Source organism: Vibrio sp. R10-SG-ISO4 (assembly GCF_059834135.1).
In genome coordinates this window covers 299,000-315,148 of sequence record NZ_JCBDHJ010000018.1, presented here as the reverse complement: position 1 = coordinate 315,148, position 16,149 = coordinate 299,000, and the positions used below count along the sequence as shown (strand labels likewise).

General features: G+C 51.3%; 14 protein-coding genes. 6 read left to right on the top strand and 8 right to left on the bottom strand.

The window, feature by feature from the left end; genetic code table 11:
- Positions 1–67: 67 nt before the first annotated feature.
- Positions 68–1,129, bottom strand: a complete 1,062-nt coding sequence (gene sohB / locus AC6R03_RS14380) for a protease SohB (protein ID WP_500631665.1) — start codon at positions 1,127–1,129, stop codon at positions 68–70.
- An 89-nt stretch (positions 1,130–1,218) separates the two neighbouring features.
- Between sohB and AC6R03_RS14375 the strand changes: the two genes are divergently transcribed.
- The 4 genes from AC6R03_RS14375 (at position 1,219) to AC6R03_RS14360 (ending at position 7,319) form a co-directional block, all read left to right on the top strand.
- Positions 1,219–1,962, top strand: coding sequence for a YciK family oxidoreductase (locus AC6R03_RS14375; protein WP_500631666.1), 744 nt, complete (start codon positions 1,219–1,221; stop codon positions 1,960–1,962).
- A gap of 129 nt (positions 1,963–2,091) precedes the next feature.
- On the top strand, positions 2,092–2,775 hold the full coding sequence (gene imuA / locus AC6R03_RS14370; protein WP_500629692.1) for a translesion DNA synthesis-associated protein ImuA: 684 nt from the start codon (positions 2,092–2,094) through the stop codon (positions 2,773–2,775).
- A 2-nt stretch (positions 2,776–2,777) separates the two neighbouring features.
- Positions 2,778–4,226 (top strand): Y-family DNA polymerase, encoded by a 1,449-nt coding sequence (locus AC6R03_RS14365; protein ID WP_500631667.1) that lies wholly within the window; start codon positions 2,778–2,780, stop codon positions 4,224–4,226.
- A 21-nt stretch (positions 4,227–4,247) separates the two neighbouring features.
- Positions 4,248–7,319: an error-prone DNA polymerase gene (locus tag AC6R03_RS14360; RefSeq protein ID WP_500631668.1), complete on the top strand. Its 3,072-nt coding sequence runs from the start codon at positions 4,248–4,250 to the stop codon at positions 7,317–7,319.
- 46 nt (positions 7,320–7,365) lie between these two features.
- Here the strand turns inward: AC6R03_RS14360 and AC6R03_RS14355 are convergent, their stop codons facing one another.
- Entirely contained in the window at positions 7,366–8,313 is a 948-nt protein-coding gene (locus AC6R03_RS14355; RefSeq protein WP_500625579.1) for a chemotaxis protein CheV, read from the bottom strand.
- A gap of 113 nt (positions 8,314–8,426) precedes the next feature.
- On the bottom strand, positions 8,427–9,644 hold the full coding sequence (gene mlc, locus AC6R03_RS14350) for a sugar metabolism global transcriptional regulator Mlc (RefSeq protein ID WP_500629695.1): 1,218 nt from the start codon (positions 9,642–9,644) through the stop codon (positions 8,427–8,429).
- 348 nt (positions 9,645–9,992) lie between these two features.
- Between mlc and pyk the strand changes: the two genes are divergently transcribed.
- On the top strand, positions 9,993–11,435 hold the full coding sequence (gene pyk, locus AC6R03_RS14345) for a pyruvate kinase (RefSeq protein WP_500631669.1): 1,443 nt from the start codon (positions 9,993–9,995) through the stop codon (positions 11,433–11,435).
- A 104-nt stretch (positions 11,436–11,539) separates the two neighbouring features.
- On the opposite strand, the gene AC6R03_RS14340 is transcribed toward pyk, so the two are convergent.
- A complete protein-coding gene (locus AC6R03_RS14340) occupies positions 11,540–12,685 on the bottom strand; it encodes a patatin-like phospholipase family protein (RefSeq protein ID WP_500631670.1) in 1,146 nt (381 codons plus the stop codon).
- 8 nt (positions 12,686–12,693) lie between these two features.
- The gene (cydH, locus tag AC6R03_RS14335; protein WP_500631671.1) at positions 12,694–12,786 is read right to left on the bottom strand and encodes a cytochrome bd-I oxidase subunit CydH; all 93 of its coding nucleotides are present in this window, start codon (positions 12,784–12,786) and stop codon (positions 12,694–12,696) included.
- A 142-nt stretch (positions 12,787–12,928) separates the two neighbouring features.
- Between cydH and AC6R03_RS14330 the strand changes: the two genes are divergently transcribed.
- Positions 12,929–13,522, top strand: coding sequence for an outer membrane beta-barrel protein (locus tag AC6R03_RS14330; RefSeq protein ID WP_500631672.1), 594 nt, complete (start codon positions 12,929–12,931; stop codon positions 13,520–13,522).
- Positions 13,523–13,593: 71 nt separating this feature from the next.
- Here the strand turns inward: AC6R03_RS14330 and AC6R03_RS14325 are convergent, their stop codons facing one another.
- From AC6R03_RS14325 to AC6R03_RS14315, 3 genes are all read right to left on the bottom strand, one after another.
- On the bottom strand, positions 13,594–14,016 hold the full coding sequence (locus AC6R03_RS14325; protein ID WP_500631673.1) for a hypothetical protein: 423 nt from the start codon (positions 14,014–14,016) through the stop codon (positions 13,594–13,596).
- A 156-nt stretch (positions 14,017–14,172) separates the two neighbouring features.
- Complete coding sequence (gene oppF, locus AC6R03_RS14320; RefSeq protein WP_487902387.1) at positions 14,173–15,168, bottom strand: murein tripeptide/oligopeptide ABC transporter ATP binding protein OppF; 996 nt, start codon at positions 15,166–15,168, stop codon at positions 14,173–14,175.
- Positions 15,165–16,136, bottom strand: coding sequence for an ABC transporter ATP-binding protein (locus AC6R03_RS14315; RefSeq protein ID WP_334550877.1), 972 nt, complete (start codon positions 16,134–16,136; stop codon positions 15,165–15,167). Before AC6R03_RS14315 ends, oppF begins: the two co-directional genes overlap by 4 nt.
- Positions 16,137–16,149: the final 13 nt, after the last annotated feature.

Sequence of the window (16,149 nt, the reverse complement as noted above, 5' to 3'; positions counted from 1 at the left end):
AAGCCCACCGAAGTGGGCTTTTGGGAGTTAGGCTTTAGACGTCGTGTTACCAAAGCATCTATCTTTATCACACAATCGGTCTTTGTCCGCGATCCATCAGCTTCATGAGCACGTTATCGGCGGCTTCTCCGGCAATGCCGGCCAGCTTGGATGACAGCTTTTTCTTTTGTGTGTAATGGATCGCCAAAACGGTTTTTTCCTTGCAGGCGGTGGCGATAAGGTCATCGGAAGTGTTGATTTCATCCACCAAGCCCAGTTTGTGCGCTTGTGTGCCGAACCAGTGTTCACCGGTGGCGACTTTCTCCAACGCTAACTCTGGGCGATGTTCACGGATGAAGTCTTTAAAGAGATCGTGCGTCTCTTCAAGCTCTTGTTTGAATTTTTCACGCGCTTTGTCGGTGTTTTCACCAAACATGGTGAGGGTGCGTTTGTACTCACCAGCAGTCAGCTGCTCATAGTCGATGTCATGCTTTTTCAGCAACTTGTTGAAATTTGGCAACTGGGCAATCACGCCAATAGAGCCGACAATCGCAAACGGTGCCGAGACAATTTTGTCCGCAATGCACGCCATCATATAACCGCCGCTGGCCGCTACTTTATCGACCGCGATGGTCAGTGGAATGCCCGCGTGCTTAATGCGATCCAATTGCGAAGAGGCCAAGCCATAGCCGTGCACCATGCCACCACCCGATTCAAGACGCAGCAGAACTTCGTCTCCCTCACGGGCCACGGCAAGAATGGCGGTCACCTCTTCACGTAGCGAAGCCACCTCTTTCGCATCAATGCTGCCCTTAAAATCCAACACAAAAAGGTGCGGCTCGCGCTGGCTGTCTAACTCACCCGCTTTACTTGCCTGTTTAATGGCTTTCTCGCGCGCTTTGGTCTCTTCTTTCTGGCTCTTCTTCTCCGCCTTGTCGCGCGCTTTCAAAAACGCATCATCATGCAGATGATGTTCAAGGGTATCGACGGTGTGTTTATGCTGTTCACTGAGGTTGGTCACCTCCAGTTCACCTTTCGCACTGCCACTCTTGCCACCCGCGGCTTTGGCTATCACTAAAATCGCAATAATCGCGACCACAACAGTCACAATCTTGGCTAAAAACAGTCCGTACTCCAACAAAAATTCCAATGTGAATATCCTCTCCTAGGCGAATTGGTGTATTGTAACCACCTTGTCACGAAGACTTAAAGCAGAAGATTACAATAAGGATGCACATCGTGGATTATGCTGTCTCTTCAGATGCCCTGAAAGGTAAGGTTATTCTGGTTACTGGCGCGGGAGCCGGTATTGGTAAACAAGCGGCGCTCTCTTATGCAGAGCATGGCGCAACGGTGATTCTCCTTGGCCGCACCGTCAAAAAACTCGAAGCCACCTACGACGAAATTGAAGCCGCCGGCTACCCTCAGCCAGCGATTATTCCCTTGGATATGAAAGGCGCGAGCAAGCAAAACTATCTGGATATGGCCGATACGATTGAGAGCCAGTTTGGACGTCTTGATGGTGTGCTGCACAACGCCAGTTTGCTTGGCGTGATCAGTCCGTTTGATCAAGTCGGTGAGGATACCTATGACGACGTGATGCAAGTCAACGTCAAAGCGCCCTTTTTGATGACGCAGGCCCTGCTGCCTTTGCTGCGTCAATCCGACGATGCGCGCATTGTCTTTACCTCATCCACCGTGGGTCACAGTGGCCGCGCGTTCTGGGGCACGTATGCGATGTCCAAATTTGCAACCGAAGGCATGATGCAAGTGTTGGCGGATGAGCTCAGTGACTCGACCATTCGTGTTAATGCCATCAACCCGGGCGCGACCCGCACAGGCATGCGCGCAAAAGCCTACCCAGCGGAAGATGCCGATTTACTCAAAACACCGCTCGATCTGATGCCCCTGTACCTCTACTTGATGGCACCGGAAGGTCGCGCCGTCAACGGTCAGTGTATTGACGCTCAACCGAAAAAATAATCGCCAATAAACGCCGACTTCTCAACGCCTTGCACTCTGTGTGAGGCGTTTTTTTATTCACTCACACCACGAGGATCTTGTCGATCGTTGATAAATAATTATACTGTATATGTATACAGGTAAATGGTTATGTATGAACTGATCGAACATCTTAAGCAAAAACAATGGCTTTGGCAGGGTAATCAAACCTTAGCAGAGCAAGACCACTACACCACTGGCTATGATCTGCTTGATCAAAAGCTCAGCGGCGGCTTCCCGAAGCAAGGTGTGGTGGAGCTGAGCTCGCCCGCTGCGATTGGTGAGCTGCGCCTGTTGCTTCCCCATCTAAGAAACACCACTCAAGAGCGGTTGTCGGTCTTTATTCAGCCGCCGGGGTATCTATGCGCCGAGCAGCTCATCCGCGAAGGGTTCGATATGAATAAGATTTTGCTCCTCTACCCACGCGAGCACAAAGAGGCGCTGTGGGCCGCTGAACAATGTTTAAAAAGCGGCGCTTGCAGCAATGTGCTGTTATGGTCAAGCCAGTTAGAAGTGCACCAAGCTCGGCGTTTGCAAGTCGCCAGTGAACGCGGTGATAGTTTGTCTTTTTTGTTCAAATCCGAACAGCACAGCCAGGCATCACTGCCGGTGAGCTTAAGCCTTGCCCTGCGCCCGCACCCTTTGGGCTTAGAGGTCACCATCACCAAACGCCGCGGCGGATGGCCACACGCCAGTTTTGTCCTGGATATGAGCCGCACTTGGCCAGCACTGACGCACGCTCGCTCGCCATCAAGCGCTGACGTTCTCCCCTTTCCACTGAGGCAGCAAGGCTAACGATGACGCTCTGGTTGTATCTCCATTTTCCGTCCTTGCAACTGGACGCGCTGTTTCACACACCGCAAGGTGAGCCGCTGGTGATTGTCGATCCTCAGCGCTTTCGGGTTATGCAGTTAAATGCAGCGGCTCATGCTCAAGGGATCCAACCCGGCATGGGACTGGGCAGCGCCAGTGCGCTTTGCCCGACTCTGCAAGTGCACCCTTATGATGCCGATGTCGAGCATAAGCTGTTACTGGAACTGGCGCAGTGGCTCTATTTCGTCACCTCTGACATTGCGCTCTATCCCCCCAATGGCTTGTTACTTAAAGTCACCGATATGCTGACCTTATACGAGGGGTTGGATAAGTATTGGCAGCAGCTCAGTCAGCACCTCACGCGCTGGTCGTTGGATGGCAAAGAGACAGCAGAGAGCGATAGCAACGCGCCGATGCGCCTTCACTATCACTACGCCACTGGGTTTTCTCCGCTTTGCGCCATGCTATTGGCCAAATCGGGTACAGCCATGATTGAAGAGCGTCAAGAGAGACTCCATCAAGCCCTTTTACCGTTTGCTCTGCACGCGACCGAACTCGCCCCCTCGCAAGTGGATAAACTCGCGCGCGTCGGGATAACCACACTCGAACAACTGCTGGCGTTGCCAATGCAAGATATTGCCCGCCGCTTTGATATTGATTTGGTCAACTATGTTGGGCGCTTGATGGGCCAATTTAAACATCCGGTGGATTTCTACCATCCGCCCGAGTCCTTCCAGCGTTATCTGGAGCTGCTGTTTGAGATTGAGACCATTGCGTGGCTCACTCGCCCTTTGCAGCGCCTGCTCAATCAACTGGAAACCTTCCTTATGCTGCGCAATCAAGTGGCCTATGAGCTCACACTCACGCTGCATCAACGGGAAGGACAAGAGGCGCAGATTCACTTTACCTCCGCCAGTGGTGATTATCTGGCCACGCGCTGGATGACGCTGTGCCAGCTGACGTTAGAGTCGATGAAACTCGACGCGCCAGTACAAGGACTGACACTCGAGTTAGTACGCGGCGGCGAATTAGAATCCACCAGCCCCAACCTGTTTGGCAAAAAGCAGGGCCAACAGAGCGAGTTGGAGCTCATCAGCCTATTGCAAGCCAAACTAGGCGCGCAGCAGGTACGTAAAATCGCGCTCACCGCCGACCCTAGACCGGAAAAATCACTGGCGCTGTGCGAGCCAGAGCGTCCCGTTCCAACCTCTCTGGCTACACCGAAGTTTCGCCCTTTGGTGTTACTCGACAACGCTCAGCCACTGGAAGAGAACGTTACCTTGATTCAAGGCCCCGAACGCATTGCAACCGGATGGTGGGATGGTGACAGCATCACTCGGGATTACTTCATCGCTCGCAGTGAGGTTGGGCGCTGGTTGTGGGTCTATCGCACCCCGCAGCGGCAGTGGTTTTTGCATGGCCTATTTTGTTAGCACTGAACCCAAGAGAAAAGCATGTCGTACGCTGAGCTTTACTGCCAAACCAATTTTTCGTTTCTGACCGGCGCTTCTCACGCAGAGGAGCTGATCTTGCAGGCGGATTTTCTTCGCTATCACTCACTGGCCATTACCGATGAGTGCTCCGTCGCGGGTGTGGTGCGCGCCTACAGTGCCGTTAAGCAGCAACAACTCGGGATTCATTTGATTGTCGGCAGCGTATTTTGGTTGACCCCCCATTGCCACGTGGTGTTGCTCTGCCCAAGCCGTGAAGCGTACGCCGAGCTGTGCCGGATTATTACCAATGCGCGTCGGCGCTCAGAGAAAGGGCAATACCAGTTGTCAGAGTGGGATCTGATGTCCGTTCGCCACTGTTTTGTGCTTTGGCTCCCCACCCACCACAGCGAAGATAACCGCTGGGGACGCTGGCTCCATCAACACCATGCCGATCGCTTGTGGATTGGTGTTCAGCGCCATCTTAAAGAAGACGATCACGCCTACTTAGCCCATTGTGAGCAGCTCGCCGAATCGCTTCATCTACCCATCACGGCATGCGGCGGCGTATTGATGCACAGCGCAACACGCCTGCCTTTGCAACATGTCCTCACCGCGATTCGTCTTGGTCAAAGTGTTGAACAGGTCTCTGCGCATTTGCTCGCCAACACAGAGCGCAGCCTGCGCAGCCAAGATAAGCTCAACAAACTGTTTAAAGCTGAATGGCTAGCGGAGAGTGTTCGGATTGCTAAGCGCTGCCATTTCTGCCTCAGTGAGCTCAAATACGAATACCCTAGCGAGCTGATTCCTGACGGCCACACCCCGATGAGTTACCTAACCGCATTAGTAGAAAAAGGCAAAATAGCACGCTTTCCAGACGGCGTTCCTCAGGAGATTGAACACACCATTCAAAAAGAGCTAGCGCTGATTGAGGCGCTCGATTATCCGTTTTACTTTCTCACCATTCATGACATGGTGATGTTTGCCAAACGCCAGAAAATCCTCTACCAAGGGCGAGGTTCAGCGGCCAACTCCGTCGTCTGCTACTGCTTAGAAATTACCGCCGTTGACCCAAGACAAATCTCAGTACTGTTTGAGCGTTTCATCAGTAAAGAGCGCGATGAGCCGCCCGATATTGATGTCGATTTTGAGCACGAGCGACGCGAAGAGGTCATTCAATACCTTTATCAAAAATACGGCCGTGAACGCGCAGCGCTCGCCGCAACGGTGATCTCCTATCGTTTTAAAAGTGCGGTACGTGAAGTCGGTAAAGCGCTTGGCATTGAAGAGAGCCAACTTGACCACTTCATTCACAACGTCAACCGCCGTGACCGCACTCAAGGTTGGCAAGCTCAGATCGTACAGTTGGGCCTGCAACCGGGCTCACTCAAAGGCCGGCAGTTTATCGACTTGGTCAATGAGATTTTGGGCTTTCCGCGTCACTTATCACAGCATGTGGGTGGCTTTGTCATCTCCGCAGGTCCACTCTATGAACTGGTGCCGATCGAAAATGCCGCCATGGCCGATCGCACCGTGATCCAGTGGGATAAAGATGACTTAGAAAGCCTCAAACTGCTCAAAGTCGATGTGCTGGCACTGGGCATGCTCAGCGCCATTCGCAAATGTTTTGCCTTGATTGAGCGCTGGCACGGACGCAACTTATCGATTGCCGACATTACCCGCCTTGGCGATGACCCCAAGGTGTATCACATGATTCAAAAAGCCGACACCGTGGGCGTGTTTCAGATTGAATCACGCGCGCAGATGAGTATGCTACCGCGCCTCAAACCCGCCAACTACTATGATCTGGTGATACAGATTGCGATTGTGCGCCCAGGGCCAATTCAAGGGGATATGGTTCATCCCTTTCTCAAGCGCCGTGATGGCTTAGAGCCCGTCACCTACCCTTCAAAAGAGGTGGAAGAGGTGCTGTCACGCACAATGGGGGTGCCGATTTTCCAAGAGCAAGTGATCAAACTGGCGATGGTGGCCGCCGGCTTTAGTGGCGGGGAAGCCGATCAGTTGCGACGCGCAATGGCGGCATGGAAGAAAAATGGCGATTTGGTGAAGTTTCGCACCAAACTGATTGAGGGCATGTTAGCGCGCGGCTATGAACAAGCGTTTGCCGAGCGATTATTTGACCAGATCTTAGGCTTTGGCGAATACGGTTTTCCTGAGAGCCACTCCGCCTCCTTTGCGGTGCTCGCTTACTGCTCGGCATGGCTAAAGTGCCATTACCCTTACGCGTTTTATACGGCGCTGCTCAATAGCTTGCCGATGGGCTTTTACAGCCCTTCTCAATTGATCCAAGATGCGCGTCGCCACCAACTGCGCGTATTACCTATCTGTATCAACCACTCTGAGTATGACCATCAGGTCGTACGCGATGAACACGGATTTGCCCTAAGGCTGGGCTTTCGTCTTATTAAAGGCTTTAGTCAAACCAGCGCTAAGCAGGTACTCAAAGCACGCCATAACGGACCCTTTCACCACCCAAGCCAACTCAAACACATTGGCTTAAACCAGAAAGAGCTCGAAGCACTGGCCTCAGCCAACGCCATGCACACCATTGCCAACAACCGCTACCATACCCGATGGGCGATGATGGACTCACTCAATGACTTGCCACTGTTTCGCCACCTCAATGATGAGCAAGCCGCGCCGGTGCCTGCCCCAAGCGATGTGCAAACCTTACTTGAAGATTACGCCGCCACTGGGCTATCGCTGCACAGCCACCCAATCACACTGCTGGATAACGCTCAGCGATTAGGTCGCTTTACGCGGATGAATCAACTGGTGCAAAAGCCGCATCAGTCCTTAGTCACCGTAGTAGGTGTGGTCACGGGCAGGCAATCCCCGGGAACCGCCGCCGGGGTGACTTTTTTTACCCTGGAAGACGATACCGGCAATATCAATGTTGTGGTGTGGCAAGCGACCGCCAGAGCGCAAAAAAATGCTTACCTGACCGCCAAGATACTCAAAGTCAAAGGGATTTTAGAACGCGAAGGCGACGTCACACATGTCATCGCTGGGCGCTTAGAGGATATGACCGAGCAACTGGCAGACTTAAACAGCCGCTCGCGAGATTTTCATTAAATGGTGAGCCCGTCAGATCAAACCAAAAGGTCACAACAAGTCAGACTTACTTGCTCAGTACATCGCGCAGACGATCTTGCGCCACTTCCACCAGCAAATCCGGTTGGAACTTGGAGATAAAACGATCGCAGCCCACTTTTTTCACCATGGCTTCATTAAAACTGCCACTGAGCGAGGTGTTCAAGGTAACGTAGAGATCTTTCATACGCGGATCGTTACGGATTTCATAGGTGAGTTTGTAGCCGTCCATTTCTGGCATTTCGGCATCGGTGATCATCAGCAACAAGTCTTCAACCACATTCTTGCCTTCATCCGCCCAAGACTTAAGCAATCTTAATGCTTCAAGACCATCGCGGCACTCAATGATATTAAGGCCCAATTGCGACAAGGTTCCTCTCACCTGAGCGCGCGCCGTCGAGGAGTCATCAACAATCAAGACGTTGCGTCCGACCATTTGTGTCGACAACTCTTCATCCAGTACGCCTTCGGAAATGGAGACGTCGTAGTCAATGATCTCAGCCAGCACTTTTTCTACATCGATGATTTCGACAATCTTCTGCTGGCTGTCTTCTTGCACATGTGTAATGGCTGTCAGGTAGTTCGCACGTCCTGCCGTTTTCGGTGGCGGCTGAATTTCACTCCATGCGGTGTTAACAATATTACGCACTTGACCTACTAGGAAGCCCTGCACAGTGCGGTTGTATTCGGTGATGATGAGATTTTCTTCTTGATTTTCAAGACGAGAAGGCGGGAAACCAATGGCAGCGCGCAGGTCAATCACGGGCACTGAGACACCACGCAGTGATGCGACACCCGTGATGTTGTAATGAGAGCCGGGCATTTTGGTCAATGGCGGCACTTTGATCACTTCACGCACTTTAAACACATTGATCGCGAAGATTTGACGACTGTTGAGGCTAAACAGCAACAACTCAAGTCGGTTCTCACCCACCAAGTTTGTGCGCTGATCTACGGTATTTAATACTCCAGACATACTACTTCTCAACCAATGTATTAAGACAAATTAACTAGGGTATTCACCCCATCCCTTTTCAAGATTATATGGGAAAGTGGAAAAGATAAAGCTTGGCTATGAGATGACGTGCGTTAACCCTCAATGACTTTCATCAACAGCAGGCCATCGTATAGCGCCTGTTTGATTAACGCCGCGCCCGGCATGGTCGCTTGTTTGTAGAAGCGCGATTCCACCAGTTCCAGATCTTGATGATAGACAGGCAAACTCTGCTCTTCAATGCAGGTTTGGATTTCCGGGTACAAAATGGTTTTGGCTTGGTTAATGGCTCCGCCAATCAACACCTTCTCAGGGTTGAACAAATTGATCACCATCGCAATCGCAGAGCCGAGGTAGCGCCCCAACTTTTGGATGACATCGACCGCCAGTGGATCGCCGTTCGCCGCCGCTTCACAAATGTCTTCAACCGACACTTCTTCAATCGACGAGAGCGATGACTCTTCACCATTGGCGATACGCTCGGTCACCTCATCACGAATCGCTTGTGAACTGGCAACGGTCTCTAAACAACCACGGTTGCCGCAGTGACACTGCTTACCGTTTTTGTCGATTTGAATGTGGCCAAGCTCACCAATGTTTCCGTGACGACCTTGCAAAACACGGCCATCCAAAACGATCCCAGCCCCGAGGCCGTGGTGAATCGAGATGAGTACCGAGTTGTCGTTCTCTTGTGAGTGACCAAACAGTTTTTCTGCCAGCGCCCAAGCTCGGGTATCGTTAGCAATAAACACAGGCAAACCCGTGGCTTTAAAGATCTCTGGGCCTAGGGCTAGATTTTCGACGTGATAGTGCGGCATTTGCAGCACGACGCCTTGCTCAGAGTTCACTAAGCCCGGCAACGTGATGGCAATACTGGTGACGCGATCAAGCTGATCGGCGTAGGTTTGGAAGAACTCGTCAATTTCATGTAAAAGTCGCGCGAGCACGTCGTCTTGGTCTGTCTCGTGAATATCGATTTTGGTATCGATGAGGACATCACCACCCAGCTCATGCAGTGCAATGGTCAGATAACCGCGACCAAGACGCATCGAGAGAAATTGCCAGCCTTCGTTATTGACTTGAAGCCCCACCGCAGGTCGACCACGACTGGTGGCTTCTTGCACTGTGGTTTCGTGGATAAGGTGCGCCTCTATCAGCTCACGAGTAATCTTGGTGATACTCGCTGGTGCTAACTCGCTCAACTTGGATAAGTCGATGCGAGAAATAGGGCCGAACTGATCGATCAGTTTGTAGACACGGCCAGCGTTGACCTGCTTGATATGATCAATATGGCCAGGTTGAGCCATGTACATAGAGTGCTCCAAATATCAGTAACCTGGTAATTTTTTTACTTTGCGAACTAATTGTGAAGAGCTTTGATGTATCGCCGTGACCAGCATCACGTATAAAGCGTTTTGTTTGTGTCCCGAGTCAAATCACAAAACGATTCCTGCCCCCTTAGTGTTATTTTTTTGCATTAATAAATATGTCTCCATCCTCAAGTTTGAAACAGCGTATATACTTATCTCATAGGGAACTTATCTCATCGAGCATTTAAGTTATCAGGGACTTAACTCAAACACTTAATTTATCGACCACAGACATCATCGAGCGCTTGGAGAAAGCGAGTCTGGCGAATGACGTCTTGCAAGGAGAGTTCAATGACCATCATCCAGAGAAGAACAAAAATCGTCTCAACCCTCGGACCTTCAACCGACCAACCCGGTATCTTAGACGCCATTTTGCAAGCGGGGGTCAATGTGGTGAGAATGAACTTCTCGCACGGGACGGCTCAAGATCATAGAGATCGCGCCACCAAAGTCCGCAATATCGCCGCCAAATTGGGCACACATGTTGCCATTTTGGGTGACTTACAAGGCCCTAAAATTCGCGTCTCCACCTTCAAAGAGGGCAAAGTGCACCTCAATGTGGGCGACATTTTTATTCTCGATGGCGACCTGCCTGCAGGTGAAGGTGACAAAAACGCCGTCGGTTTGGATTACAAAGCGCTGCCAGATGACGTCACCACCGGCGATATCCTGCTTCTTGATGATGGCCGAGTGCAACTCAAAGTGATTGGCGTATCCGGCCAGCAGGTGCGCACCGAAGTGACCATCGGCGGCGCGCTCTCGAACAACAAAGGCATTAACAAAAAAGGGGGTGGCTTGTCGGCCGCCGCCTTAACCGAAAAAGACAAACGGGACATTCTTCTTGCGGCAGAGATCAATGTCGATTACCTCGCGGTGTCGTTCCCACGCAACGGCGAAGACATGAAGTACGCCAGACGCCTCGCAAAAGATGCCGGGCTCAACGCCAAATTGGTCGCAAAAGTTGAGCGCGCTGAAACGGTGGAGAGCCTTGAGAACATTGATGACATCATTCTCGCTTCCGATGCCGTCATGGTCGCTCGGGGGGATTTAGGGGTGGAAATCGGTGACCCTGAGCTGGTCGGCGTACAAAAACAACTGATTCGTCGCGCGCGTAGCCTGAACCGCACCGTGATCACCGCGACGCAGATGATGGAATCCATGATGGAAAACCCGATGCCCACTCGAGCGGAAGTCATGGATGTGGCCAACGCGGTACTGGATGGCACCGATGCAGTGATGCTCTCGGGTGAAACCGCAGCGGGTAAATACCCTCTTGAGACCGTGATTTCGATGGCCGAAGTCTGTTTGGGTGCCGAGCGTGTGGCCTCCATCAATCGCAGTCAATTCCAAGTCGATTCAGAATTTGAATCCGCCGAAGAAGCGGTCGCGATGAGCACCATGTTCGCCGCCAATCATACCAAAGGCGTTAAAGGCATCATTACCCTGACTGAATCTGGCCGCACCGCACTGATGATGTCTCGTCCAAGCTCAGGGCTGCCCATCTTTGCTCTCTCTCGCAACGAAGATACGCTAAATCGCAGCGCCCTTTACCGTGGCGTGTTCCCGATTTTCTTTGACTACAAAGGCGACACAGGCTTTAACACCGCTCAAGCCGCGGTCAATACGCTCAAAGAAAAAGGGTTACTCGATGAAGGCGACTTAGTGTTGATCACGCTCGGTGACGTGATGGATGTGGTGGGCTCGACCAACTGCATGCGAATCTTGAAAGCCTAGCCAAAGAACGCCAATAGGGAGCAAAGCTCCCTATTGATTGTTTATTTGCTGAGCCGGTTTACTGGCCGACTTTAAACCTCTTCTCGCTTAACTCGCCTGCACCTCTAACTACTGAACAAGCGCTGATCGCTGCATCGGGCGAAGGTCTCGACGAATCGATAACCTGCCTCTAGACCGAGTTGATAATCGTGTTCTAACGCGGATTTCTCGCTCATCAGCGAACTCGATTGCAGAGGTTTATCGGGCTTAATTTGCACAATAAAACAATCATCCGGTGGCGAATGAAGGAAATCTTGCGTCAAGGCGTAGGTTTGATAGTGCACCATCAACATATCGGCTAAATGTGAGTCAAACTTATCGCCCAACAAATGACTCAAACGGTACACATCGTCGGCGCCAAACAGCCAACGCCCGCCATTGAGCGCCTCAAAGCCTTGTTTTTGGATTTGCAGCTGTTTGTTTTTCTGCACCTTTTCCGACAAAAACGCGCCCCAATCCAACTTCCATTGCGACAGCTTTTGCTGCCACTGCTCTTGAATCAGATTGAAAGAGTCACGAAACCACTCAACTTTCTCTGTTTGTGTAAGAGGAGTGGGCTCCACGGCAAGATCATCCCCTTCAGTGCGGATCACGACAATGCATCGAGCGCCCTTGCGCCACGCTTCTTGTACCGGGATCGACGCCGACACGCCGCCATCCACGTATTCTCCATGATCAAATGCCACTGTATTGGGATAGAGCCTTGGAATCGCGCAGGTGGCAATCAGCACCTTTTTCCAATCGTCTTTTAACATGGGCAAATAGTGATCGAGAAGATGATGCGTATCCGTGACCGCTGCATAGGCATCACGCTTACCCAGCACTTTGCGCCCTAAATCGACGTCCAACCGGTAGGGGTAATCACTGATTTTATCCAGAGACCAATCTAGCCCAAGGTACTGTTTGCGGCGGATGTAACCGAAAAGATTGAAGAACTGCGGATCCGTGGTCAAATCTAAGATGAAAGAGCGACCGATTCCGCGTTGGCGGCAGAGGTACGCACACAAGTTCAACGCACCAGCTGAGGTGCCATAGAAGGTATCAAACGGGTCAAAATTGGAAAGAAGAAAAGCATCAAGTACACCGGCAGTGAAGATACCTCTTTGGCCGCCCCCTTGGGCAACCAAAGCGTTTTTGCCACCGGTATATTTGGCGAGTCGGGATTCGTCTAACTCGACAGCAGCATTAGTAATGCATCCGCTGTTGTTCATGATGGCGGTTAAGCCGAATTGATCGCGATAAGTCCATAGCCAATTAACACGGTAAAGACGGTCGCGACGATGATGAGGGCAAATTTGAGATCGTGTTCCATAGACATCTCCTTGTTGTTTAACAAAGTAATAACACCTCTGTGAAGTATCTTCAAATACCACATCTTTTTTGTGTTTAATTATGGCGTTAGCGTCACAATTGCCTTATCCCACTGCGATTAGATTCTCGATAAGGAACCGCTCATGACTTGTCTGCGCTTGTTCACTCCCTTACTTTTACTCTGCGCCCTACCCTCCATCAGCTACGCCGAGACTTTCCTCACCCCTTGGCTAGGTGTGACACTGGGCGGCGAGTTAGAAGATCAAAACGGACAAACCTACGACCTCAAACCGTCAGAGAGCTACGCTTTTAGCCTAGAACATACGTTAGATAAGGGACGCATCGGCCTTTTTTACGCCACGCAGTCGACCGATGTAGAAAAGATTTCAGAGCGAGCGACCACTCACTATCTTCACTTTCAGAGCAGTATTTACTATCCACTGAATCCGGGGCTGTCGAGCTACGTTGGCGTCGGTTTGGGCGCGTCCTACATGGATGCCCAATGGGTGGATGACCACTATGGGTTTTCCGCCTCGATCTTTGGTGGCTTTGATTACCAGCTCAACTCGCAACTTTCTGTTAACACGCAAGTACGCTGGCTCGGGACTGTGGTGGACAATGACACCAGCGGGATATGCAATCTACCCAGCGATGGCAGCGAACAGTGCATCATTCGCTTTAAGACCGATTGGATGAATCAATTTTCCGCCAACATCGGGATCACGTGGCGATTCTAGGATTCTCAATATCGAGCAGGCATAAAAACGCCACCGACAAAGCGGTGGCGTAGAGAGTCTAATTGGAGCGCTTAAAAGTTGTACTTAATGCCGAGTGCGCCGCCAATTTGCAGTTCAGGACCACTGTATAGGTCAAGCTCTGGGTGGAGTTGGCCGTAAAGATCCCAACCTTTGCCCAGATCCCATTTCAAGCCCAGTGGCACGCGCACGCCAAACTCTTTGTGATCCCACTCGCTCCAACCACCAACACCGACATACCAAGAGACTGGGGCGTTGCCATCAAAACGACCAGAAGTGATCAGGTAGTCAAATGCAGCACCATCATTGCCAAGGGTGAAACGGTATTGATTATCGAGCTCCAATACCGCACTGAGCTCTTGATCGTACGCCATACCGACCGAAATTGGGGTTTTATCTGGGTTTGCCATGGCTACGGACGAGCCAAGCAATACTGCCAACGTGCCCCCTACCATGCTAACGCTTCTCTTGTTCATTGATGAGTTCCTTAGCGGTTTAAGTTCTGCAGGAAATTATCGTCAAAAGTGCCTATCAGGTGTCAGGAAAACGTCAGAACCTAATAACAAAGGGCTAGAGACAACAATGCCAGTCATCAGACTGGCATTGAAAGTTGAACGTGCATAATGCGTCAATTAAGAGACGGACACATGCAAACACGACACTGCGTGCACATCGCTACCTTGAATGGTTGGCTTGGTCTTGGCGCACGCGTCGGTCGCTTGTGGACAGCGGGTGCGGAACACACAACCAGACGGCGGACTGATCGGTGATGGCAGATCGCCTTCTAACATTTCAATCTGCTTCTCACGTTCCAACTTGGGATCGGGAATCGGCACCGCCGACATCAGTGCGCGTGTGTAAGGGTGTTTCGGGTTATCAAACAGCGCGTGAGCTTCACCCAACTCCACTGCGTTACCCAAGTACATCACCAACACGCGATCAGAAATGTGTTTGACCACCGACAAATCGTGGGCGATAAACACCAGTGACAGACCCAGCTCTTTTTGCAGCTCTTTAAGCAAGTTCACAACCTGAGCCTGAATCGATACATCTAGCGCCGATACCGGCTCATCACAGATGATCATCTTCGGATTCAAGATAAGCGCACGAGCAATACCGATACGCTGACACTGACCACCCGAGAACTCATGAGGATAGCGGTTAATCACGTTAGGTAGCAGACCGACCTTCTTCATCATCTCTTTAACGCGCTGCTTCACTTCCTCTTTGGAGAGATCTGGATAGAAAGTCTCCAGCGGCTCGGCGATGATGTCACCAATGGTCATTCGCGGGTTAAGCGACGCCAACGGATCTTGGAAAATCATCTGGATCTCTTTACGCGTTTCACGGCGCTGGACCTCTTTCATCTTGGTCAAGTCTTGCCCAAGCCACACCACTTCACCGTCGGTCGCTTCGACCAAGCCGATGATGGCACGGGCGAAGGTGGATTTACCACAGCCAGATTCGCCCACTACGCCGAGCGTTTCGCCTTCGTACAAACGCACGTTAACACCATCCACCGCTTTTAGCGTTGAAGGTTTGGCCCATGGCCACGCCGATTTTGCGGCAATATTGAAGTGCACCTTCAACTCTGAAATGTCTAGAATGACTTTTTTATCTGCACTCATTTCGTCCAAGCCTCCCAATCAGAAAAACACGCGCGTTGACGACCTTGACCAAATGGCGTCAGGATTGGCGCTTCTTGCTTACAGCGATCCATCACGCGATGGCAACGCTCTTGGTACGGACAGCCGGTCGGCAGACGTAGCAAGTTTGGCGGGTTTCCAGGAATGGTGGGCAGCACCTCACCTTCGGTATCCAGGCGAGGAATCGCTTTGAGCAGACCCTCTGCATAAGGGTGACTTGGGTTGTAAAAGATCTCATCCACGCTACCGTACTCCATGGTACGGCCTGCGTACATCACCAGCACTTTGTCACATGAACCTGCAACCACACCTAAGTCGTGCGTGATCATGATAATGGCGGTGTTGAATTCTTGTTTTAGCTCGTTAAGCAAATCCATGATCTGCGCTTGAACTGTTACATCCAGAGCGGTCGTCGGCTCATCAGCGATCAGCAGTTTAGGACGACACAATAGCGCCATTGCGATCATCACACGCTGACGCATACCGCCTGAAAATTCGTGCGGATACATGGTGATACGCTTACGCGCTTCAGGGATTTTCACCGCTTCCAACATGCGGACCGACTCTTCAAACGCTTCGGCCTTGCCCATGCCTTTGTGCAGCATCAGCACTTCCATCAACTGATCACTGACCTTCATATAAGGGTTCAGTGACGTCATAGGATCTTGGAAGATCATCGCAATTTGCTCAGCGCGCACTTTATTGAGCGCTTTTTCTGGCAAGTTGAGGATCTCTTTGCCTTCAAATTTAGCACTACCTGAGATGATGCCGTTTTTGGCCAGCAGCCCCATGATAGCGAAAACCGTTTGCGATTTACCTGAACCTGATTCACCCACAATACCCAGTGTTTCACCTTGGTTGAGTGAGAAGTTCAGATCGTTAACTGCGGTGACGATACCATCTTGCGTGGTAAATTCGACGCGCAGATCTTTGACATCTAATAAGCTCATCATTGCTTCCTTA

What these genes read in the sequence shown, in the direction of transcription:
- imuA (WP_500629692.1), top strand. Translation starts at nt 2,092, where the DNA reads ATGTATGAACTGATCGAACATCTTAAGCAAAAACAATGGCTTTGGCAG.
- AC6R03_RS14365 (WP_500631667.1), top strand. Translation starts at nt 2,778, where the DNA reads ATGACGCTCTGGTTGTATCTCCATTTTCCGTCCTTGCAACTGGACGCG.
- AC6R03_RS14360 (WP_500631668.1), top strand. Translation starts at nt 4,248, where the DNA reads ATGTCGTACGCTGAGCTTTACTGCCAAACCAATTTTTCGTTTCTGACC.
- AC6R03_RS14355 (WP_500625579.1), bottom strand. Translation starts at nt 8,313, where the DNA reads ATGTCTGGAGTATTAAATACCGTAGATCAGCGCACAAACTTGGTGGGT.
- mlc (WP_500629695.1), bottom strand. Translation starts at nt 9,644, where the DNA reads ATGTACATGGCTCAACCTGGCCATATTGATCATATCAAGCAGGTCAAC.
- pyk (WP_500631669.1), top strand. Translation starts at nt 9,993, where the DNA reads ATGACCATCATCCAGAGAAGAACAAAAATCGTCTCAACCCTCGGACCT.
- AC6R03_RS14340 (WP_500631670.1), bottom strand. Translation starts at nt 12,685, where the DNA reads ATGAACAACAGCGGATGCATTACTAATGCTGCTGTCGAGTTAGACGAA.
- cydH (WP_500631671.1), bottom strand. Translation starts at nt 12,786, where the DNA reads ATGGAACACGATCTCAAATTTGCCCTCATCATCGTCGCGACCGTCTTT.
- AC6R03_RS14330 (WP_500631672.1), top strand. Translation starts at nt 12,929, where the DNA reads ATGACTTGTCTGCGCTTGTTCACTCCCTTACTTTTACTCTGCGCCCTA.
- AC6R03_RS14325 (WP_500631673.1), bottom strand. Translation starts at nt 14,016, where the DNA reads ATGAACAAGAGAAGCGTTAGCATGGTAGGGGGCACGTTGGCAGTATTG.
- oppF (WP_487902387.1), bottom strand. Translation starts at nt 15,168, where the DNA reads ATGAGTGCAGATAAAAAAGTCATTCTAGACATTTCAGAGTTGAAGGTG.
- AC6R03_RS14315 (WP_334550877.1), bottom strand. Translation starts at nt 16,136, where the DNA reads ATGAGCTTATTAGATGTCAAAGATCTGCGCGTCGAATTTACCACGCAA.